At 70.9% G+C, this 19,740-nt stretch carries 18 protein-coding genes; 3 read left to right on the plus strand and 15 right to left on the minus strand.

All coding sequences use genetic code 11. The features are described from left to right. Positions 1–491 precede the first annotated feature (491 nt). A complete protein-coding gene (locus OM076_RS41485) occupies positions 492–1,430 on the minus strand; it encodes an NAD(P)H-binding protein (protein ID WP_270046089.1) in 939 nt (312 codons plus the stop codon). Between the two features lie 775 nt (positions 1,431–2,205). On the opposite strand from OM076_RS41485, the gene OM076_RS41490 reads away from it, so the two are divergent. Continuing rightward, entirely contained in the window at positions 2,206–3,300 is a 1,095-nt protein-coding gene (locus tag OM076_RS41490; RefSeq protein ID WP_270046090.1) for a hypothetical protein, read from the plus strand. A gap of 67 nt (positions 3,301–3,367) precedes the next feature. Here OM076_RS41490 and OM076_RS41495 read toward each other — a convergent pair whose 3' ends face one another. Next, entirely contained in the window at positions 3,368–3,595 is a 228-nt protein-coding gene (locus OM076_RS41495; RefSeq protein WP_270046091.1) for a hypothetical protein, read from the minus strand. A 505-nt stretch (positions 3,596–4,100) separates the two neighbouring features. Between OM076_RS41495 and OM076_RS41500 the strand changes: the two genes are divergently transcribed. Both OM076_RS41500 and OM076_RS41505 read left to right on the plus strand, forming a co-directional pair. Continuing rightward, positions 4,101–4,904, plus strand: a complete 804-nt coding sequence (locus tag OM076_RS41500) for a hypothetical protein (RefSeq protein WP_270046092.1) — start codon at positions 4,101–4,103, stop codon at positions 4,902–4,904. 38 nt (positions 4,905–4,942) lie between these two features. Then, entirely contained in the window at positions 4,943–6,355 is a 1,413-nt protein-coding gene (locus OM076_RS41505; RefSeq protein ID WP_270046093.1) for an NAD(P)/FAD-dependent oxidoreductase, read from the plus strand. Here the strand turns inward: OM076_RS41505 and OM076_RS41510 are convergent. Genes OM076_RS41510 through OM076_RS41570 form a run of 13 tightly spaced genes read right to left on the minus strand, consistent with a single transcriptional unit; the run spans position 6,288 to position 19,734 of the window. Further along, positions 6,288–7,046, minus strand: coding sequence for an alpha/beta fold hydrolase (locus OM076_RS41510; protein ID WP_270046094.1), 759 nt, complete (start codon positions 7,044–7,046; stop codon positions 6,288–6,290). The genes OM076_RS41505 and OM076_RS41510 overlap by 68 nt on opposite strands. Then, positions 7,043–8,755 carry a PHA/PHB synthase family protein gene (locus tag OM076_RS41515; RefSeq protein WP_270046095.1) on the minus strand — a complete coding sequence of 571 codons (1,713 nt, stop codon included), beginning with the start codon at positions 8,753–8,755 and terminating at the stop codon, positions 7,043–7,045. Before OM076_RS41515 ends, OM076_RS41510 begins: the two co-directional genes overlap by 4 nt. Then, a complete protein-coding gene (locus OM076_RS41520) occupies positions 8,752–10,263 on the minus strand; it encodes a long-chain-fatty-acid--CoA ligase (protein WP_270046096.1) in 1,512 nt (503 codons plus the stop codon). The genes OM076_RS41515 and OM076_RS41520 overlap by 4 nt, the downstream gene beginning before the upstream one ends. A gap of 24 nt (positions 10,264–10,287) precedes the next feature. After that, positions 10,288–11,067: an SDR family NAD(P)-dependent oxidoreductase gene (locus OM076_RS41525; protein ID WP_270046097.1), complete on the minus strand. Its 780-nt coding sequence runs from the start codon at positions 11,065–11,067 to the stop codon at positions 10,288–10,290. Continuing rightward, positions 11,064–12,071 (minus strand): phosphotransferase family protein, encoded by a 1,008-nt coding sequence (locus OM076_RS41530; protein WP_270046098.1) that lies wholly within the window; start codon positions 12,069–12,071, stop codon positions 11,064–11,066. The genes OM076_RS41525 and OM076_RS41530 overlap by 4 nt, the downstream gene beginning before the upstream one ends. Next, entirely contained in the window at positions 12,068–12,841 is a 774-nt protein-coding gene (locus OM076_RS41535; RefSeq protein ID WP_270046099.1) for an SDR family oxidoreductase, read from the minus strand. The genes OM076_RS41530 and OM076_RS41535 overlap by 4 nt, the downstream gene beginning before the upstream one ends. Further along, complete coding sequence (locus OM076_RS41540) at positions 12,838–14,079, minus strand: acyl-CoA dehydrogenase family protein (RefSeq protein ID WP_270046100.1); 1,242 nt, start codon at positions 14,077–14,079, stop codon at positions 12,838–12,840. Before OM076_RS41540 ends, OM076_RS41535 begins: the two co-directional genes overlap by 4 nt. Beyond that, positions 14,076–14,882, minus strand: a complete 807-nt coding sequence (locus OM076_RS41545; RefSeq protein WP_270046101.1) for an enoyl-CoA hydratase-related protein — start codon at positions 14,880–14,882, stop codon at positions 14,076–14,078. Before OM076_RS41545 ends, OM076_RS41540 begins: the two co-directional genes overlap by 4 nt. Beyond that, positions 14,879–15,601, minus strand: coding sequence for an SDR family NAD(P)-dependent oxidoreductase (locus OM076_RS41550; protein WP_270046102.1), 723 nt, complete (start codon positions 15,599–15,601; stop codon positions 14,879–14,881). The genes OM076_RS41545 and OM076_RS41550 overlap by 4 nt, the downstream gene beginning before the upstream one ends. Next, positions 15,602–16,192 carry a VOC family protein gene (locus OM076_RS41555; protein WP_270046103.1) on the minus strand — a complete coding sequence of 197 codons (591 nt, stop codon included), beginning with the start codon at positions 16,190–16,192 and terminating at the stop codon, positions 15,602–15,604. Continuing rightward, positions 16,182–17,741, minus strand: coding sequence for a bifunctional 3-(3-hydroxy-phenyl)propionate/3-hydroxycinnamic acid hydroxylase (locus OM076_RS41560; RefSeq protein WP_270046104.1), 1,560 nt, complete (start codon positions 17,739–17,741; stop codon positions 16,182–16,184). Before OM076_RS41560 ends, OM076_RS41555 begins: the two co-directional genes overlap by 11 nt. Positions 17,742–17,752: 11 nt before the next feature. Further along, a complete protein-coding gene (locus tag OM076_RS41565; protein WP_270046105.1) occupies positions 17,753–18,631 on the minus strand; it encodes a fumarylacetoacetate hydrolase family protein in 879 nt (292 codons plus the stop codon). Further along, a complete protein-coding gene (locus OM076_RS41570; protein ID WP_270046106.1) occupies positions 18,628–19,734 on the minus strand; it encodes a sugar ABC transporter substrate-binding protein in 1,107 nt (368 codons plus the stop codon). Before OM076_RS41570 ends, OM076_RS41565 begins: the two co-directional genes overlap by 4 nt. Between the last annotated feature and the right edge of the window lie 6 nt (positions 19,735–19,740).

A 19,740-nucleotide genomic window follows, 5' to 3' on the forward strand; every position in this document is an offset into this window, starting at 1 on the left:
CCGCTCGCCCAGCCGCTGCAGAATGCGCGCGCGCAGCGGATGAGCCAGGGCTTTTGCGATCCGAGCCTCCGAGGTCTCCCCCGCTGGACGAGCTCGAGTGCCCGGTGGGGTACGTGAAACGGTCGGCATCGTCATACGTAGAAGATACGGGTCCCGGCCCTGAGCCGGCCTGCGACCGCCTGTCCGCCCCGCCGACGCAAGAGCGACCGGTGTGTCCCCCTCGGTGTCCCCCAGCTGGGCTCGGGCCAGGAGTGAAGCGAACACACACCGCAATCATCATCCGCGTGCCGGGGGTTCGAGTCCCTCCTCCGCATCGAGAAAAGGTCCCGATTTGCGGGACCTTTTCTCGTTCGGACGCCACGTGGGTTCCGGAGACGATTTCACGGCGATGACGCCCACCTGAGGGCCCTGTTCACGCTGAGCGCGCCCGAACCGCTGCAGCGGTCCGCGCGCCCACCAATGGCAGCGCCGTTCGACCACGATCGCCGCGCTCATCGGGGAGCGAGCGCCTCGCGATTGGCGGCGAGGTAGTCCGCGACAGACGTTGCGGCGCGGCCGGTGAGGCGTTCTAAAGCTCCCGTGTGGGCCTCCAGAAGGCCCCTGCGGATCGCGATGCCGAACTCGGCCGAGATGCGCGCGAAGGACTCTGGGACCCCGGCGCCGACCAGCCGCGCGACGTACGCGTCGTCGTCGAGGCGCACGGTCTCGACCACGCGGCCGGTGATGTCGGACAGCAGCGCGGCGACATCGAACAGGGTGAGCAGGTTGGGACCGGTGATGTCGTATGCCTGCCGCTCATGCCCTTCGCCGGTGAGCACCGCGGCAGCTGCGGCGGCGCAATCGTCGCGGGTCACGAACGCCGTACGTCCGTCGCCCGCGTTGTTCACCAGCGCTCCCTTGGCCACGGCATCCGCCCAGACATCGAGCAACGGGTCGACGTAGACACCGTTGCGTAAGAAGGTCCAGTCAAGACCGCTGTCGATGATCGCGCGCTCAGTCTCGGCGTGCTCGACGGCAATCACGCCGAGCGGGTGATCGACGGCTCCGGCATTCGGCAACGAGGTGTACGCCAGATGGCTCACACCGACGGCCTTCGCGGCCAGGACGGCCGCCACGTGTTCCGCGGTCCGTCGACCGACCGCGTCGGTGGAGACCAGCAGCAGGCGATCGACGCCGGCGAACGCATCCTCCAGCGTCGCAGGAGCGTCGAAGTCGCAGGCGCGCACCTGCGCGCCCCGCTCGCCCAGGTACTCCAGCTCGCCGGGGAGTTGGCTGACGAGGACGACCTGTGCCGGGTCTGTCGTCGCCAGGACGAGTTCCGCGACGCGGCGCCCGAGCTCGCCGCCCGCGCCCGCGATCCCGATCGTGGTCATCCTGCCTCCATGGTTCGCATTTGATAACCGTCCGCCTCGCGGCGGCCAGAGCCACACTGCGGCGCCATCCCACGATGATCGCATCGCTCGTCACGCCTTATTCACCGCGCGCTCGCGATCGACCCAATAGGGCGCCCGGCCCGACTTCTTGTCGATCTTGCCGACGGACGTGACGGCCGCACGGCGCCGCGGGGCTGCGGAACGTCAGGACGTCCCGCAGCCCACGGTTGCATGTCGGTGGGTGCGCCGGTCAGCGCCGCGAGGACACGCGCCGGGTCATCGGTCAGGGGATTGCCGAAGGGCTGGGCAACGTGTGCGGCGCTCGACGAGTCGCACGTGGTCAAGGTGCGAGGCGGCACCCACCGACGCGCGGCAGTCTCTAACGACGATTTGACGCCATCAACAGCGGACGAGGAAGTCTGACCGCGAGACGGTACGTGTGTCAGCGAATTGATCCTCTCCCCCGTAGCTCGTACGCGCCGCGGACCCCGCAGGCCTGCGATACGCGACCAACGGCGGTTGCGGAGCACGACGCGGCAGGAATAGAGTCGAGTTCAGTGGTGAACAAGGACTGCTCATAGGGCAGTCGCAGAGCGGCACCTCGACGGAGGCGCACATGTTCCGGACAGCACGGACCAGGGCCGGCAGACGAGCGGCGAGTTGGTCGCTGTTCGTCGGCCTCAGCCTCATTCTGGGTCTCGGCGCGCCGAGAGTGGCCGGCGCCTTTCAGAAGACCGCGACAGGCCCGGCTGTCCCCTCCGCGGCGGTGAGTGAGCAATGCCCGACGCCCAACGGAGCAGCGCCGGAGTCAACGACGGACGTCAAGGAGCCGGTGCGACTCCAGCCCGACACCAACGCACAGTCGCGCGTCATCAACTTCGGCACCGACCGCGAGGCCAAGAGCGTGGTGTTCGCGATCACTGCCACACCCCCCTTGACGGCCACGGAAGTCAAGTCGCTCAGCCTCGTCGCCGAGGACATCACCCGCGTCGGCCAGGACACCGACTCCGTGACCTTTCCCGAGCCGGCCTTTGGCGTCCTGCGCCTTTCCGGCAACGGGAAGCGCTTGACGTTCCGCGTCTGCCTGAAGCCGCCGGCCGATCTTCCCGCAGGCCGTTACACGGGAGCGATCTCGGTCGAGGGCCTGGCCAAGGTGGAGAGCGCCTCGGTGGCGATCACCGCCAACGCGAAGAACGGGAAGCTCTTCACCTGGGGCGCGCTGCTGGCGCTCGCGCTCACCGTGCTCACGTTGCTCTACAAGGACGTGACCCCGCGAATCAGCGCCCTACAGCTGCAGGACCCCGACAAGGACAAGCCCAAGGGCAGGCTCGAGCGCAAGTTCAAGCACGCGTGGTTTGCGTTCTGGGACACGGTCACCGAGCCGTCCTGGATCGGGCCGACGGTGTTCGCTCTGGCCACCGCGTACGGGACGCTCTACGCCCTCTGGGCGAAGAATCCCTCGTGGGGAGAGAGTGGATTTGCCGCTGTCTCGGCGTTGATCGGCGCCGCCTTGGGGGCCATCGGTGCCAAGACCATTTTCGCGCCGAACTCCGGCGCCCTTCAGACGAACGATGCCGGAACGAACGGCAAGGCTCCCGACGGGGCGGTCGTCGAGCATCCACCGGCCGAAGTAACGGGCACACCGGCGGGCGGGCCGGCCGCAAACGACGAACCCTCCATGCCGCCGGCAGGCGGCGACTCGACGCCGCCCCAAGCGGATGCGGCGCCGGTCGTCAAACCCGTGGCGCCAACGGAACCGCCCGGTGGCACGCCATGGGCGGACGTGAGCCCGAACGGCGCGGACCCCATGCCACGCCAGGCGACCGCAATCGCCGAGGATGAAGAGAGCAGCGAAGCTGAGGGGACGACGCCCTCCTCGCCCGATCACGAATCCGGAGGCGAGGGCGACCCTCCCAGAGGTGGGTGACCGCCGGAGCTCGGCGGCCGCCGCCTCGGCGAACCGGAGCGACGGAGTCTCTGGAGGCCCGCGGCGATCATGGCCGAAATGGGAACGCCTGGATCGATGTCACGTACCAGCGATCAGTGAGGGTGACTCCGAGCTCATACGTGAGCGTGTAGCGCGCGCCGTCGGCGTCATGGGCGCCGACCGTGGCGAGCACGCCTCCCGCCGCCTCAAACACATCTCGTACCGCCATGCCGTCGAGCCCGACAGCGGGCACCGTGGTCCTGCATCCGTTGTTCTCCAGCTCCGCGACCTCCACCACCGCGAAGCGTTCGAGGGCAGCGGATGTCTCTTGCTTATTCTCTACGTGATCGACCTGCCCGTCCTCGTGGCTGTGCGGTGCCGATCGGCACACGTTCGACGGGCGTAGGCGTCCGCTCACTCTGACCGGCGCGTCGACTGGCCGATGGCTGTCTGCCGTCCCGGACGGGCGGTGAGCGCGCTCCTTCAGTGGATCTTCGAGACTCTCGCTTCGGATGATTAGGGCAGCGGGGCGGGAGGGCAGCAGCTGAGTACTCGCGCTGACGCATCGAGGCACGAGCGACACCACTGCAAGCCGGCCATACCGAGAGCGCGGCGGGCGGCAGTTCGCTTGCCGGCGGCGATCTCCTCGGACCGGCGGTGCCGACGCGCGAACTGATCGGCGATCACGCAATCGGTGCGATGTGCGCTCACGTGATCCGTGGAGAGCCTGCGCCGGATGAACGCACCCGCGAACCGTCGCATCGTCCGGCGTCCCGTCGAGACGATGTCGTGAGCTCCCGATGACCGCGTCCGAGGCAACCGGGCTGCTCGCGCTGGCGATGCTCGAGGGCGTCCTCGTCGCGTTGCCTCGCGCTGGTGCGCTGGCACCGCTACGCCGGCTGCGCTCGCCCGTGTGGGCGGCGGTGCTGCCGGGCGCGATCGTGATCGGGACGTTCCTCCCGTTGTGGAATCCCTCGCTGGCGACCGTGCTCGTCATGGCGGCGGCGATCGCGACACCGGCGCTGGCGATCGTCGCACTAGTGGGCATCGCGCGCACGCCAAAGGCGCTTTTTATGGCGTGCGCGCTCGAGCTCCTGGTCGTGGCTGCGGTGTCGCGCGCGACGGCAGAGCAGCTGACGACCACCCTGATCACGGCGCTCGGAGCCATGTCGCTGGGTGTCGCACTGACACGGCTGGTGCCGGGAAGATGGCTCCTCGCCGGCGTCATCCTTATGTCCGCCGTCGACGTGCTCCTGCTCACGGTTGGCCTGGGCGGGAGGGCCGCGGGCTCGATGGCGACGGCGAGCGCGCACTTCCACGGCCCTGAGTTCACCCACGCGGCGGCCGGGTCACTCACGATCGACTACCCCGATCTGGCGCTCGCGGGGGCGCTCGGCGGCGCCGTCGCGGGCGAGCCGGCGCAGCCTCGGGCGGCGATCACGCTCTCGCTGCTCGCCGCGGCGTGGGGCCTGCTCCTCGCGGTTTTCCCGCTCGTTCCGGCGACGCCCCCGATCGCGGCGACGTTCGTCCTCCTCGGGACAGGGCATCGCCTGCGTGAATGGCGCCGGCGCGCGGGCACGGGTCAAATACCGCAACCTGCATGACGCCGCGTCACCTATTCGCCCACGAGACTGGGCGTCAGATGCAAGCCACCAAACCTTCCTCGCGGCATCGCGTCGCCATCGTCGGCGCGGGATTCGGCGGCCTGTTCGCCGCCCAGGCGCTGGCGCGCGCCGACGTCGACGTGACCGTGATCGACCGCACCAACCATCACCTGTTCCAACCGCTGCTGTACCAGACGGCGACCGGCATCCTCTCCGAGGGCGCCATCGCGCCGCCGATCCGGGAGATCCTCAGGCGCCAGCACAACGCTCGCGTACTGCTCGGCGAGGTGCAGGCGATCAACCTCGACGCGCGCCGGCTCACCATCGACTCGGTTGGCGTGCGCAGCGAGGTCTCCTACGACAGCCTGATCCTCGCGGCCGGGGCACAGCAGTCCTACTTCGGCCGCCCGGATTTCGCGTGGGATGCGCCCGGGATGAAGACGATCGACGACGCGCTGGAGCTGCGCGGGCGGATCTTCGGGGCGTTCGAGATGGCCGAGCGCGAGCCCGATCCGCGACTGCGCAGGATCTGGCTGACGTTCGTCGTCGTAGGTGCCGGGCCGACCGGGGTCGAGCTCACCGGTCAGATCGCGGAGCTCGCGCATCGGTCGCTGCGCCGCAACTTCCGCCGGATCGATCCCGCCGAGTCACGAATCGTGTTGCTCGACGCGGCGCCGACGCTCCTCGGCGCTTTCCCGGAGTCACTGCAGCGCCGCGCCGCCCGCGACCTCGAACGGCTGGGCGTCGAGCTCCACCTCGGCGCCCGGGTCACGGGTGTCGACGCCGCGGGCATCGACACCGACGCCTCCGCACCGGGTCTGCGGCGGCTGGAGGCCGCCACGAAGATCTGGGCGGCGGGCGTCGAGGCGTCTCCTTTGGGCCGCTTGGTCGCCGGGGCGGCAGGCTCCCGCACGGATCGCACCGGCCGCGTGCACGTCCATCCGGACTGCACGCTGCCCGGGCACCCCGAGGTGTTCGTGATCGGCGACCTGATGCAGCTCGACGAGCTGCCCGGCGTCGCCCAGGTTGCGATCCAATCTGGCCGCCATGCCGCCGCGACGATCGTCCGCAGGCTGCGCGGCGACGATGCCGAGCGGCCGTTCCGCTACCGCGACAAGGGCACGCTTGCGACGATCTCACGTTCGCGTGCGATCGCGAGCATCGGACCCTTGCGGGCCTGGGGGTACCCGGCCTGGTTGCTGTGGATGGGCGTTCATCTGTACGCGCTGACCGGCTTCAAGAATCGCGTGACCGCCCTGTTCGATTGGACCGTCTCATTCATCGGCCGCGGCCGGCCGCAGCGCGCGATCACGACGCAACAGGTCTTCGCCCGCCAGGTGCGCGAGGCGCAGGCCGCAGCCGTCAGCAGCTCTGCAGCGGCCTTCAACGCGATGGCATCACCTCAGGTGCGGCGAGCGCCTCGGCGATCACCCGGTAGCTCTGGCGGTTGAAGATCAGCCCCACGTGGCTACCTGTCACCTCGACGCAGTCGGCGTCGGGAACGAGCTGCGCTTGCCAGCGCACGACGCCGTCCTGCTTGGAGTAGACGCTGGTGAAGCGCACGCGGTCCGTTGGGAACGGCGCTCTGAACGCCGCGGTGAACGAGCAGGGACAGTGGGAGGTCACGCACTCCGGCTGCCGCGCGCGCCCGGTCGTGAGCAGCACGCGCCGCGTGCCCTCTACGGCGGCCAGAATCGGAGCGCTGCAGTGGAACATCTCCTGCAGGTCCGCGCCGAGCGAGATGGCGTGGGACACCAGCTCAGGGCGGCGCGCCGCCGCCGCGCGCGCGAAGTGCCCGCCGCGGCTGTGGCCGATGACCGCCACTCGGCGACCCGTTCGTGCGTGGAGGGCGGCGACGCGCCGCTCCACGCGCTCGAGCGACCGCTCCGAGCAGTCGGCGTTCAGCACGAAGCCGCAGACCGCCGGGCGATAGCCCATCCTCCGCAGCCAGCTGGCGAGCGTGGCGAGCGTGTAGTCGCCGCCGCCGAAGCCGGGCACGAGCACCACGCCGCGGCCGTCACCGCGCGGGATGTCGCGCCCCAGGAAGACGGGATCGACCCTGAGCCGCGTCGCCTCGAGGATCCACCGGGTCTCGGCGAGGTGGTCGCCCCACCAGCGCCCGATCGGTACGGGCTCGGTCATGCCGCCTGCACGTAGGTGCCCGGCGCCTTCGCGACCGCCTTGTGGGCGCGGCTGCCGAGCCGCTTGGGCGCGGGGACGCGCCCGCCGGAGCGGGCCTGCAGCCACGCGATGTAGTCGGGCCACCAGCTCCCGCGCTGCGTCGTCGCCGCGGCCTCCCAGTCGGCGAGGTCCGGTGGGTTGGAGTCGGCGATCCGGTAGCTGGACCGGCTGTCCGGACTCGGCGGGTTGATCAGCGCCTGGATGTGACCGCTGGTGGAGAGCACGAAGCGGCTGTCGCCGCCGAGCAGCTGCGTGGAGCGGTAGGCGTTGCGCCAATCGACGATGTGGTCGTTGGACCCGGCGACGATGTACGTGTCGCGGTCGACCTTCCCGAGGTCCACGTCGCTGCCGAGCACCCGCATCGCGCCCGCGGTCGCCAGCGCGCTCTCGAGCCCCATCATCACGAAGTCGCGGTGCAGGCCGGCGGCCATGCGGACCGTGTCCTGGTTCCAGTAGAGGATGTCGAACGCGGGTGGCTCCTTCCCGAGGAGGTAGTTGTTGACGACGTAGTTCCAGATCAGGTCGTTCGGGCGCAACCACGAGAACACGCTCGCCAGCGCGTCGCCGTCGAGGTAGCCGCGCCGTGCCGACTCGGCCACGGCCGCCGCCGCCACAGGCCGCGTCGCGAGCGCCTCGGTCGTGCCCGCCTGCGCGTTGTCGAGCGCGCACACGAGCAGCGTCAGGCTCGCGATCTCGCCGAGCCGGCCCTCGTCAGCGAGATGGCCGAGCAGGCCCGCGGTGATGATCCCGCCGGAGCAGGCCGCCATCACGTTGACGGTGTCGCGTCGCGCGATTTCGGCGGCCGCGTCGCGCGCCTCCTGCACCGCCCGCGCGTAGGTGTCGAAGTCGAAGTGGCTTTGCTGCGCGTCGGGGTTGCGCCACGAGATGCAGAAGACCTGGTGACCCTGGGCGACCAGGTGCTCGATCAGGCTCCGCCCTGGCGCCAGGTCGACGATGTAGAACTTGTTGATCGTCGGCGGAACCACCAGCACCGGCGTCTCGTAGACCTCGGCGGTTGTCGGCCGGTAGTGGATGAGCTCGAACACCTCGGTGTGCGCGACCACGGCGCCCTCGCTCACGGCGAGGTTGCGACCGACCTCGAACCCGCTGGTGTCCACCATCGCGGGCAGGCGGCCGCGGGCGGCGTCGCGGGCGAACCGCAACCCGCCAGTGACGAGGTTCGCGCCGCCGCGATCGAGCGTCTCCTTGAGCACCTGCGGGTTGCTGAGTGCGAAGTTGGTCGGGGCGAGCGCGTCGAGCAAGTTGTCGAGCACGAACCGCGCCCGCAGGTCGGTCCGCCAATCGAGTGCGGCGTCGTCGACCAAGCCGTCGACGGTCCCGCCGATGGCGAGGTAGGCCTGCATCAGCCGGTGCGACACCCAGCTGTCGGACCAGGCGCGATCGCCGAACCGGCGATCGCCCTTGCGCGGCACGATGTCGGACCCGCCCGCTGCGATCCGGCCGAGGTCGGCGCCCAATGCGCCGAGTCGCCGGGCGACACGGCGCGGCCGGCGGGCGAGCGCGCTGCCGAGCCGCAGCGTCGCGACGGGCTGCACGAGGCGCCGGGCGCCGGGCTCGATCGCGGCGTCCGTGAGCATGACGTCCAGCGCGGCGCGCGATGCCGCGCGAGCGCCGCGGGTCGGGGGTCCGTCGACCGTCGCGACGGTCATGACCCCACCCCGGTCATCAGCACGGCGGTGACCTCCGACGGCACGGTGACGGCGCGCTTGAGCACTTTGCCCGTCGACCCCTTCGCCAGCGCGTCGACCAGCCACACGTGCCGCGGGTACTTGTACGCCGCGACGTTGTCCTTGACGTATGCCCGCAGCTCGCCCGCCGTCGCCTCGCTCCCCGGCTTGAGCACGACGGCCGCGCCGACCTCCTCGCCGAACTCGGGGTGTGGGATGCCGATCACCGCCGCCTCGACCACGGCCGGATGCGTGTAGAGGACCTCCTCGAGCTCGCGCGGGTAGACGTTGTAGCCGCCGCGGATGATCAGGTCCTTCTTCCGGTCGACGATGAAGTAGCGACCCTGGGCGTCGACGCGCGCGATGTCACCCGTGTAGAACCAGCCGTCGGCGTCGATCGTCTCGGCCGTCGCGTCGGGGCGGTTCAGGTAGCCCTTCATCACGTTGTGGCCGCGGATCGCGATCTCGCCGGCCTCGCCGGGCGGCAGCTCGCTCCGGCGGTCATCGACGATCCGCATCTCGACACCCGCGACCGGCGTGCCGATCGACCCGGGCAAGCGCTCGTGGTCGCGGTGGTTGAAGCACGCCACCGGGGACGTCTCCGACAGGCCGTAGCCTTCGAGGACGACGCAGCCGAACGCGCGCTCGAAGCCGTGCAGCACATCGACGGGCAGCGCCGCCCCGCCGGAGACGCACAGGCGCAGGCTGGTGACGTCGTAGCCCTCGCGATCGGCGAAGTGCAGCAGGGCCGAGTACATCGTCGGCACGCCTTCGAACACCGTGACGCGCTCGCGCTCGATCGTCTCCAGCGCGGCCGGCGCGGCGAAGCGCGGGACGAGCGCGAGCGCGGCGCCGGCGGCTACCGCGGCGTTCAGCGCGCACGTCTGCCCGAAGCTGTGGAACAGCGGCAGCGCGCCGAGGACCACGTCCTCGGACCCGAGGCCCAGCAGGTCGAGGCAGACCTCGACGTTGCGGGCGAGGTTCGCGTGGGTGAGCTGGGCGCCCTTCGGCGTGCCGGTGGTGCCCGAGGTGTAGAGGACCACCGCTGTGTCCTCGCCGGCCTTGGACGCGACCGCGTCGCCGGCGGCGCCGGCCGGTAGCGAGCCCGGTTCCACGACGACACACTCGGCGCCCGCCAATCGGGCGCCGGCCCGCGCGGCGTCGACACATCCATCCCACGCGAGCACGAGCCGGGCTGCCGGGTCGCTGAGGTAGAACGCGACCTCGCGCGGCTTGAGCTGCACGTTGATCGGCACAGCCACACCGCCGGCGCGCAGGATTCCGTAGTAGGCGATCGCGAACTCCGGGACGTTGGGCAGCATCAGGCCGACGGTGTCGCCGTCGCGCAAGCCGAGCGCGCGCAGCCGGGCGGCCACGCCGGCGCTGGCCGCATCGAGGTCCGCATAAGTGAGACGGGTCTCGCCGCATGAGAGGGCGAGCCCGTCCGGCCGGTCCGCGGCGGACCGGCTGAGGTTGAGCGCCAGGTTCAATTCAAGCTCCTCTTGGAGTCGTGGTCAGTACATCGCCAGGCCACCGGAGACGTTCAGGTCCTCTCCGGTGATCGAGTGGGAGTCGTCGCCGGCCAGGAACACCGCGGCGGCCGCCACGTCCTCGGGCGGGACGAACCGCCCCAGCGGCGCTTCCTTGGCGTACTGCGCGAGCGTCGCCTCGTACGTCGTCCCCGCGGCCTCGGCCTGCGCCTGGATCACGGCCTCGATCCGCGGCCCTGCCACCGCGCCCGGCGAGATGAGGTTCACGCGCACGCCATGCGGCCCGAGCTCGGCCGCGAGCGTGCGCACCAGGCCGACGAGCGCGAGCTTGCTCGCGGCGTACGGCGTGCGGCCGAACAGTGGCCGCTTGCCGGTCGTCGACCCGATCACGACGACGCTTCCCGCCCGCCGTCGCACCATCGCCGGCAGCAGGGCCCGGCAGGTGAGGAACGTCCCGGTCAGGTTGACGCGGATCGTCTCGTCCCACTCCTCCGGCGAGACGTTCCACAGCTCGGCGGTCGGCCCGGCGATGCCACTGCCTGATACGAGGACGTCGATGCCGCCCAGCTCGGCTTCGACGCGCTGGGCGAGCGCGTCGATCGCGGCCGGCTCGCGCAGATCCGTCGGGACGGCCAGCGCGCGGCCTCCGGCCGCCTCGATGTCCTCGGCGGTCTCGGCCAGCCGCTCGAGCGAGCGAGCGGCGAGCACGACCATGGCCCCCTCGCTCGCGAAGCGCAGTGCGATCGCCTTCCCGAGGCCCTGACTCGCTCCCGTGACGAGCGCCGTGCGTCCGTCGAGCTTCACAGCAGTACCTCCGCTCGCGCGATCAGGTCCTCGACCGCGTGGGCCGGCGGTATGCCGGTTCGGGCCGCGTTGCGTTCGTCGTCGAGCGCCCGCCGGCGCACGCCCTCGCAGATGATCGCGACCTTCCACAGTCCGAGCGCGTGCCAGAACCCAAGCGCGTCGAGGTCACGCCCGGTCGCCGCCGCGTACAGCTCGGCGACCTTCGCCGGCGGCGGGAAACCCGCCGCGCGCTGGATCGGCACCGTCCACGCTCGCGCGTCTGCATCCTGCGGCCAGTACGCCAGCAGGCCGCCGAGGTCCGCCAGCGGGTCGCCCAACGTGCACAGCTCCCAGTCGACGATCGCGCGGATCGTCTCGCCCCCGGGCGCGGCGATCACGTTGAGCAGGTGGTAGTCGCCGTGGACGAGCGCGAGCTCTCGCTGCTCGGGCACTGCCGCCTCCAGGCGATCGGCCAACCGTTCGACGGCTGGCAGGTCGCGCGTGCGGGATGCCTCCCACTGCCGGCGCCAGCGCTTGAGCTGGCGCGCCGCGTAGGGCGTGTGCGGCGCCAAGTCGTCGAGCCCGGTCGCCCGCAGGTCGACGTCGTGCACGCGCGCGAGCGAGGCGATGAGCGCCTCGGTCAGCCGCGAGCACGCGGCGGGATCCAGACCCACCTCGCCCGGAACCTGCCCGTCGACGAACGCCAGCAGCAGCAGTGGCGCCTCGCTGACCTCGGCGTCGTTGGTGAACGCCAGCACAGCCGGCGCCGGGACCGCCGTCGACTCGAGCGCCCGCAACACGCGGCACTCGCGCGCGACGTCGTGCGCGGACGCCAGCCGCGGCCCGACCGGCGCCCGGCGGAGAATCCATCTCTGCCCGGCCGCGTCCGTGACGAGGTAGGTCAGATTGGACTTGCCGTTGCCCGCGCGCGTGAAGCGCAGCGGTCCTCGCGCGTCCAGATCCAGTCCCAGGATCCACTCGCTCACGGCCGCAGATTCGAGCCCGACGACCGCGATCGCGCTCATGCCGCCCGCTCCGCGTCGGCCTGCGCGATCTGCAGCATCTGGCCACCGTCGATCACGAGCGTCTCCCCGGTGATCCAGCTGGCCTGATCGGAGGCCAGGAACGCGACGGCGCTGCCAACGTCGGCGGGGACGCCGATGCGGCCCAGCGGCATCAGGTCCGCGACTTCGCTCTCCTGGTCCTTCCAAAGCATCTCCGAGAGGCGGGTGCGCACGATGCCTGGAGCGACCGCGTTCACGCGCACCTTCGGCGCAAGCTCGAGCGCGAGCTGCTTGGTGAGGTGGATCAGCGCGGCCTTGGTGAGGTGGTAGATGCCGAGGTTCGGACTGACGGTCAAGCCCGCGAGCGAGGCGGTGTTGACGACCGTCCCGCCGTGCTCACCCATCCACGCGCGCCACGCCGCCTGGGTCCACAGGATCGGGGCCCAGACATTCGTGTCGATCGTCCTGCTGAAGCGCGCGTGGTCCTGGTCGAGCACAGGACCGAACGCCGGATTGATGCCCGCGTTGTTGACCAAGATGTCGACGCTGCCGAAGCGCTCGATCGCGAACGCGATGCAGCCGGCGGCCGCCTCTTCGTCGGCCGCATGCGCCGCGTAGCCCGCGGCGCGTTCGCTATCGAGCGTGGCTGCGGCCGCGTCGGCGGACTCGCGCTTGCGGCTGGTCAGGACCACGCTCGCGCCGCGCTCGATCAGCGCGGCGGCAACCGCCAGCCCGATGCCGCGCGAGGCGCCCGTGACGACCGCCGTTCGGCCCGTGAGCTCGCCGGTCATCGCGACACCAGCTCAGCGGGGCGTTCCACGGACTGCGCCCACCGGCGCAGCTCGCGCTGGGCGATCGTGCGCTTGTGCACCTCGTCCGGACCGTCGGCGAGCCGCATCGTGCGCTGGTAGGCGTAGAAGTAGGCCAGCGGGAAGTCGTCACTGACGCCGCCGCCGCCGTGGACCTGGATCGCGCGGTCGATGACCTTCAGCGCCACCTGCGGCGCGGCGACCTTGATCGCCGCGATCTCCACGCGGGCGTGACGGTTGCCGACCGTGTCCATCAGCCACGCCGTCTTCATGGTGAGCAGGCGCACCATCTCGAGCTCGATCCGGGCCTCGGCGATCCAGTCCTGGACGTTGGCGTTCTCGGCGACCGGCTTGCCGAACGTGCTGCGCTCCAGCGCCCGCCGGCAGAGCAGGTCGAGCGCCCGCTCGGCCATACCGAGTGAGCGCATGCAGTGGTGGATGCGCCCGGGGCCGAGCCGCGCCTGGGAGATCATGAACCCGTCGCCCACGCCGGCCAGCAGCGCGCTCGCCGGCACCCGCACGTCCTCGAACAGGACTTCGGCGTGGCCCTCGCGGTCCTGGTAGCCGAACACGGGCAGGCCGCGCACGATCGTCACGCCGGGCGTGTCGAGCGGGACCACCAGCATCGACTGCCGGCGATGCGCCGGGCCGTCCGGATCGGTCTTGCCCATCACGATCAGCACCCGGCAGTTCCGGTGCAGCGCGTTGGACGTCCACCACTTGCGGCCGTTGATGACGTACTCGTCCCCGTCGCGCTCGATGCGCGTCTGGATGTTGGTGGCGTCGCTGGAGGCGACCGCCGGCTCGGTCATGGCGAACGCGGAGCGGATCTCGCCGGCGAGCAGTGGACGGAGCCAGCGCTCTTGGTGCTCCTCGGTCCCGAAGAGCGTCAGGACCTCCATGTTCCCCGTGTCGGGGGCGCTGCAGTTCATCGCCTCCGGCGCGAGATGCGGCGAGCGCCCCATCAGCTCGGCCAGTGGCGCGTACTCCGCGTTCGTCAGCCCCGCGCCCCATTCGGGATCGGGATGGAAGAGGTTCCAGAGGCCGCGCGAGCGCGCCTCCGCCTTGAGCTCCTCAAGGATCGGCGGGTGGAAGTGCGGATTGCCCGACTCCCGCATCTGCTCCTCGTAGATCGATTCGGCGGGATAGATGCGCTCGTCCATGAACGCCGCGACGCGCTCCAGATGGTCCTTGGCGCGGTGGGTGAGCTCGAAGTTCATGGCGTCCGGGGGTCGAGGGACGGGAACTCGGGCGCGCGCCGCTTGAGGTAGCTGCGCACGCCCTCTTGGACGTCAGCTCGCCGGAAGGACGCGAGCATCAGCTCCTCGGCGGCGGCGAACGCCTCGGTGAACGGACGTTCCAGATCGTCCTGAACCTGCGCCTTGATCGTCGCCATCGACCACGGCGAGCTGTGCGCGGCCAGCTCGGCGGCGTAGGCGACGGCGTCGTCGACGACGTGCTCGCTCACGCGGTCGACGAGCCCGAGCCGCAGCGCCTCCTCGCCGGAGATCACGCGGCCCGAGAGCAGCAGGTCCAACGCGTGGCTCGGGCCGACCAGGCGCGGCAGCAGCCACGAGATGCCGTACTCGGCGACGAGCCCGCGCCGGGCGAAGGTGGTCGAGAGCTTCGCCTCGGCAGTGGCGAAGCGCAGGTCGCAGTACAGCGCCTCGACGAGCCCCAGCCCGACGGCCGCGCCGTTGATCGCCGCGATCATCGGCTTGCGCACGGTCAGCGGGAAGGAGCGCGGGCGCGGCCGGTCGCGCAGCTGCGCCTCGGCCTCGTCGGTCGTCGCGCCGCGCTCGAGGTCGCTCAGGTCGGCGCCCGCGCAGAAGCCGCGCCCGGCGCCCGTCACGACGATGGCACGGACGTCAGGGTCGTCCTCTGCGGCGTCGAGCAGCTCGTAGTAGCGCTCCTCGAGGGCATCCGTCCAGGCGTTCAGGCGTTCAGGGCGGTTGAGCGTGAGGACGAGGACCGCCCCGCGCCGCTCGGCGAGCACGAGGTCGGTCATTGTGATCGCGGTCATGTCGTGATCCTCGTTTCCGTGGGCACCGCGCCGACCGGCACGGCGGTTTCGGGCGTCGTCTCGTCGAGCACGAGGCTCCAGATCTGCGCGGCGGTCGCCTCGGGCGTCGCGAGCGCGCCGCGCTCGGCGGCGGTCCGCAGGTGGTCGGAGATCGGCGTGACCCCGGGCGGCTGGGCGATCGTCCCCCGGACCATCGGCGTGTCGACCGCGTGGGGCACGACGCACAGGACGCGGCTGTCGACCTCGGTCGCGACCGTCGCCGCCCAGTACTGAAGCGCGGCCTTGCCCGCCCCGTAGTGGGATGCGCCGTACACCGGCGTCGCCGCCGCCGGAGACGAGCAGACGACGAGGGTCGCCTCAGCGCCGGCCGTCCGGCACGCGTCCAGGAACGCCTTGCCGAGCACCAGCCCCGAGGCGCAGTTCACCAGCACGGCGGCGGTGTAGGCGTCGGCATCGGCCCCGATGGCGGGCCCGATGGGCGTCGCGACGCCGGCCATGTGCAGGAACACCGCAGTGTGGGCGCCGCTGAGCACCTGCTCGAAGTGCGCCGCGACGCGCGCCCAGGCCGCGGGGTCCGACAGGTCCGCGTCGACGTGCTCACCGACCGGCGGTGGCCGGCGGCTGATGCCGAGCACGCGCGCGCCGTCGTAGGGCACGGACGCGGCCAGCGCGGCGCCGATGCCCGACGACGCGCCGGAGATCCAGACGACGACGGGCATCTACGCCTCGACCTGCGGCACCTGCAGCGGCGGCGTGTCGGGGGCGAGCTCGCCGGCCATCGCCCGCGCGTGGATCTCGGTGAACGTCGCCCCCGCCGCGTAGGCGTCGGCGACTCGATCGGGGTCGACGAACCTGCCGATCGGGTCCTCGTGGAACTCAGGCGCCTCGCGCATCCACGCGGCCGACTTCGCCCAGTCGCCGAAGTTGTCGACCTGCAGCTCGACGTGGTTGCCATCCGGGTCGCGGTAGTAGTAGGAGAACGTCATGCCGTGGTCGAGGCAGAAGTCCGGGACGATCCCGGCGTCCTTGAGCCGCAGATAGCTCGTGTTGAGCTGCTCGAAGCCGTCGTACTCGAACGCCGTGTGATGCAGCCCGGTGCGCGAGTCCTTGTCCGGGTCCTCGACGAAATTGGGGAACGCGGTGAGCGCGATCCGGTGGTTCGCGGCGTCGTTGGACAGCCACGCTCCGAGCGGGTACTGGAAGAGGACCTCGGCCCCAACCAGGGTCGAGTACCAGTCGATCATCTCGGGCAGGCGGGTGGTCTTGAAGTTGACGTGATGGAACTTGGGATGGATGACGTCAGCGGACATCGGCGGTGATCCTCGAATCGATGGTGGGCAGGTGGGAAAGCAGGTCGTCGAGCAGCGCGGGAATCTCGTCGGGCCACGCGACGGCGCCGAAGACGTACGCGTCCGGGCGCACGACGACCGCCTCGATGCGGTGCGCGTCGAACCAGGCGGTCAGCCGCCCGTCGAGGTCCTCGAGCTGGTGCAAGGCGATCACGTGCGCGCCGAGGCGATCCAGGAACTCCACGTGCGCCGGCGACAGCTGTGGCGCATGCCGGGTGAGCAGCGTGAAGTGCTTGGCGAACACGTCGTCGAAGCGGCCCTCCCGGCGGTCGATGCGGACCACGCCCTGGACGGCGCGGTGGCCGGCCAGCGGGCGGCCCGTGGCGAGCGTCCCGTCGGCTAGCGGAGGCAGGCCGAGCGTCGGCGGGACCTCCGCGGCGCGCAGCGCCGCGTCGCGGTCGGCGGCGGCACGCGCGTCGAGCGTGCACGAGACGCGGCCCATCTCGGTGGACAGGTTCACGATCCACTCGTTCTGCGCGCGCCGCTCGGTCGTGTAGCCGTCAAGCAGCCCCGCGTCAGCGACGCCGCGCAGGATGAGGTCCAGCCGCCACGCGACGTTCACGGCGTCGCGCACACCCGAGCACAGCCCCTGACCCATGAAGGGCGGCATCGTGTGGGCGGCGTCGCCGGCCAACAGCGCGCGGTCGGCGCGCATGGTGGTCGCCAGCCGGCCGCGGAACTCGTAGACCGCCTGGCGCACGAGCGTCCCGTCGTCGGGCGTGAACCACGGGGCCAGCAGCGACCACACGCGGGCCTCGTCCGCGAAGTCCTCGGGCCGTTCGCCGGGGAGCAGCATGAACTCGAAGCGCCGGTGCGAACGACCGTTGCGGGTGTGCATGTGCGGACGCACGGGATCGCACCACTGGCACGGCGCGGGGATCGAGGACAGCGCGTCGATGTCGTCAGGGCGCAGGTCGACGACGAGCCACGGCTCGGCGAACCCCAGGTCGTCGAGCGCGATGCCGGCGGCGGCGCGCACGACCGAGTTCGCGCCGTCGGCGCCGATCACGTAGCGTGCGCGGACCGTCGTGGTCTCGTCCGTCGGCTCGAGCTCGCCGACGCGCGGCTCGCGCACGCGCCGCAGCGTCACCTCGACATAGTCGTCGAACTGCTCAAGCGACTCCGCGCTCCAGCCGCAGTGCACGGTGGCGGTCGGCAGTGAGCGTACGCGGCGGTCGAGCGCGCGCTCCAGGGTCGGCTGGTAGAAGAGGTACCCGGGCTCCCAGCCCGACGGACCGAGCTTCGGGTGCTCCATACGCAGGATCGTGTCGCCATCCGCGCCGAACCACTCGTAGGTGTTGATCGGCAGGACGTCCAGGTCGCCGGCGATGCCGAGCGACTGCCAGACCTGCATGATCTCGTCGTCGAAGTAGACGGCGCGTGGCAGGTCGTACAAGCACGAGAAGCGCTCGTAGACGTCCACGCGGTGGCCCGCACCCGCGAGCAGCGCTGCGAGTGTCTGCCCGACCGGCCCGTAGCCGACCACGAGCACGTCGGTGTCGATGTTCATGTCACTCCTCCTCATGCCGCGAGCACCCGCTCCCCCGTCGTGATCCGCTCCTGGACGACCTCGTTCTCGATCGCCCCGAGCCCGTCGATCTCCACGCGCACGCGGTCGCCCGGCTTCAGCCACGGGCGACCCTCCATCGCCGCGGCGATGCCCGCGGGCGTGCCCGTGGCGACCACGTCGCCGGGCTCGAGCGTGCACGCCTGCGAGAGGATCTCCACCTGCCGGAAGCAGTCGAAGATCAGCTGGTCCGTGCTGGACTGCTGGCGCAGCTCGCCGTTGACGTACGTTCGGATGCCCAGCGCGTGCGGATCCTCCAGTTCGTCGGGCGTGGTGATCCACGGGCCGATCGGTCCGTGCGTGTCGAAGGACTTGGCCAGCGACCACTGCGGCGTCTGGATCTGCCAGTCGCGCACGCTGACGTCGTCGACGATCACGTAGCCCGCGATCACGTCTGCGGCGTCCTGCGCTTTGACATGCCGGCAGCGCCGGCCGATCACGAACCCGAGCTCGCCCTCGTAGTCCAGGAAGTCCGAGACCGCGGGCCGCTGGATCGGGTCATACGGTCCCGTCACACAACTCGAGGCTTTGATGAAGACCGTCATGTGCTCGGGCATCGGCTGCCCGGACTCGGCCACGTGGTCGGCGTAGTTGAGGCCGATCGCGAAGAACTTGCGGGGCTGCACCGGCGGCGCGAGGCGGACGCTGTCGAGCGCGATCCGGTGCTCGCCCGACGCGACGATCGCGCTCACCCGGTCGAGCTCGCCGCGCTCAAGGAGCTCCGCCCACGGGGCGTGCAGCCCGCGGTCGGCGGCGGCGAGGTCGACGAGCTGGTCGCCCACGACCACACCGGGCCGCACGCCCTCGGCAGCTTGGAAGGACGCGAGTTTCATCGGGTGGTCCCCCACAGCTGGGCGAAGTGGTCGGCGAAATCGGGATAGGCCTTCCAGCCCTGCGTCGGGTCGAAGGTGATGTCGCGCTCGGTGAGGATCTGAATCGGCGGCAGCCCTTGCTTCTGGCCGGCGGTCAGCGGCTCGCCCGCGACCATGCGCGCCAGTGCGTCGACCTGCGCCCAAATGGTCGTGAAGCCGTCGACGCCGACCGCCGCGTCCCACTGGCCCTGCTTCATGTAGCCGAGGATCGCGGGCGGCGGCCCGAAGCCGATCAGCTTCACCTGAAGCTGCGCGGACTTCAGCGCGGTGGGCAGGCCCGTGCCGGCTTCGGCGGTGGCGAAGACGGCAACCTTCGTGTTGGGGTGCGCCTGCAGGTCAGAGACGATGCGGTTCGGCGCCGTCTTGCCGATATCGCCGACCGGGATGTCGACGTTCCGCGCCTTGCACGACGAGCACACGAGCGCGAACTCGCGCTCGAAGCCCTTGCGCACGACCGGCGTGAACGACAGCTCGGGCACGCCGTAGAACGCCACCTCGCCGCCGCCCTGCGTCACCGCCCAGTCGGCCATCAGCTTGCCGGCCAGCTCATTGGTGTGGTTGTTGATGAAGTCGGCCTCGAGGCCGTACTTGGCCGGGTCGATGATCGCGTTGGCGCTGATCGGAACCTTCGCGGCCTGCAGCTGCTTGAGCTGCGACAGGAACTGGTTGGGATCGGCGCCCGGCAGCAGCACGCCGTCTGGCTTGAGCGCGACGATCGAGTTCATCGCGTTCTGCACCTCGGTGGCCGACGCGCCGGCCTTGACGACCCTGAGCTGGTACCCGAGCAGTTGCTGCGTCGGCTTCATCAGGTCGGCGAACAGCGCGCACGCCGGCGTCGAGCACTGGAGGTAGGCGAACGTCTTGCCGGTCGGCTTGGTCTTGAGCGGCGTGTCGACCGGGAACGCGGTCGGCTTGCCCGTGTACTCCGCGACGGCCTGGCTGGCCGCGGCGGTGTACACGCTCGGTGCGCCGGAGCTGGCGCTGCCGTCGTTGTGGCTGGTGGCGCCGCAACCGGCCGCCACGGCGATAGCCGTAGCCGCGAGGGCGGCCACAGCCGCCCTCATCCACGC

Source organism: Solirubrobacter ginsenosidimutans, from assembly GCF_027587205.1.

Bases quoted from the DNA above. Each gene is read 5' to 3' on its own strand.
- OM076_RS41555 (WP_270046103.1), bottom strand. From the start codon at position 16,192: ATGTCCGCTGACGTCATCCATCCCAAGTTCCATCACGTCAACTTCAAG.
- OM076_RS41510 (WP_270046094.1), bottom strand. From the start codon at position 7,046: ATGACCGAGCCCGTACCGATCGGGCGCTGGTGGGGCGACCACCTCGCC.
- OM076_RS41545 (WP_270046101.1), bottom strand. From the start codon at position 14,882: ATGACCGCGATCACAATGACCGACCTCGTGCTCGCCGAGCGGCGCGGG.
- OM076_RS41560 (WP_270046104.1), bottom strand. From the start codon at position 17,741: ATGAACATCGACACCGACGTGCTCGTGGTCGGCTACGGGCCGGTCGGG.
- OM076_RS41570 (WP_270046106.1), bottom strand. From the start codon at position 19,734: ATGAGGGCGGCTGTGGCCGCCCTCGCGGCTACGGCTATCGCCGTGGCG.
- OM076_RS41540 (WP_270046100.1), bottom strand. From the start codon at position 14,079: ATGAACTTCGAGCTCACCCACCGCGCCAAGGACCATCTGGAGCGCGTC.
- OM076_RS41535 (WP_270046099.1), bottom strand. From the start codon at position 12,841: ATGACCGGCGAGCTCACGGGCCGAACGGCGGTCGTCACGGGCGCCTCG.
- OM076_RS41565 (WP_270046105.1), bottom strand. From the start codon at position 18,631: ATGAAACTCGCGTCCTTCCAAGCTGCCGAGGGCGTGCGGCCCGGTGTG.
- OM076_RS41500 (WP_270046092.1), top strand. From the start codon at position 4,101: ATGACCGCGTCCGAGGCAACCGGGCTGCTCGCGCTGGCGATGCTCGAG.
- OM076_RS41530 (WP_270046098.1), bottom strand. From the start codon at position 12,071: ATGAGCGCGATCGCGGTCGTCGGGCTCGAATCTGCGGCCGTGAGCGAG.
- OM076_RS41550 (WP_270046102.1), bottom strand. From the start codon at position 15,601: ATGCCCGTCGTCGTCTGGATCTCCGGCGCGTCGTCGGGCATCGGCGCC.
- OM076_RS41505 (WP_270046093.1), top strand. From the start codon at position 4,943: ATGCAAGCCACCAAACCTTCCTCGCGGCATCGCGTCGCCATCGTCGGC.
- OM076_RS41515 (WP_270046095.1), bottom strand. From the start codon at position 8,755: ATGACCGTCGCGACGGTCGACGGACCCCCGACCCGCGGCGCTCGCGCG.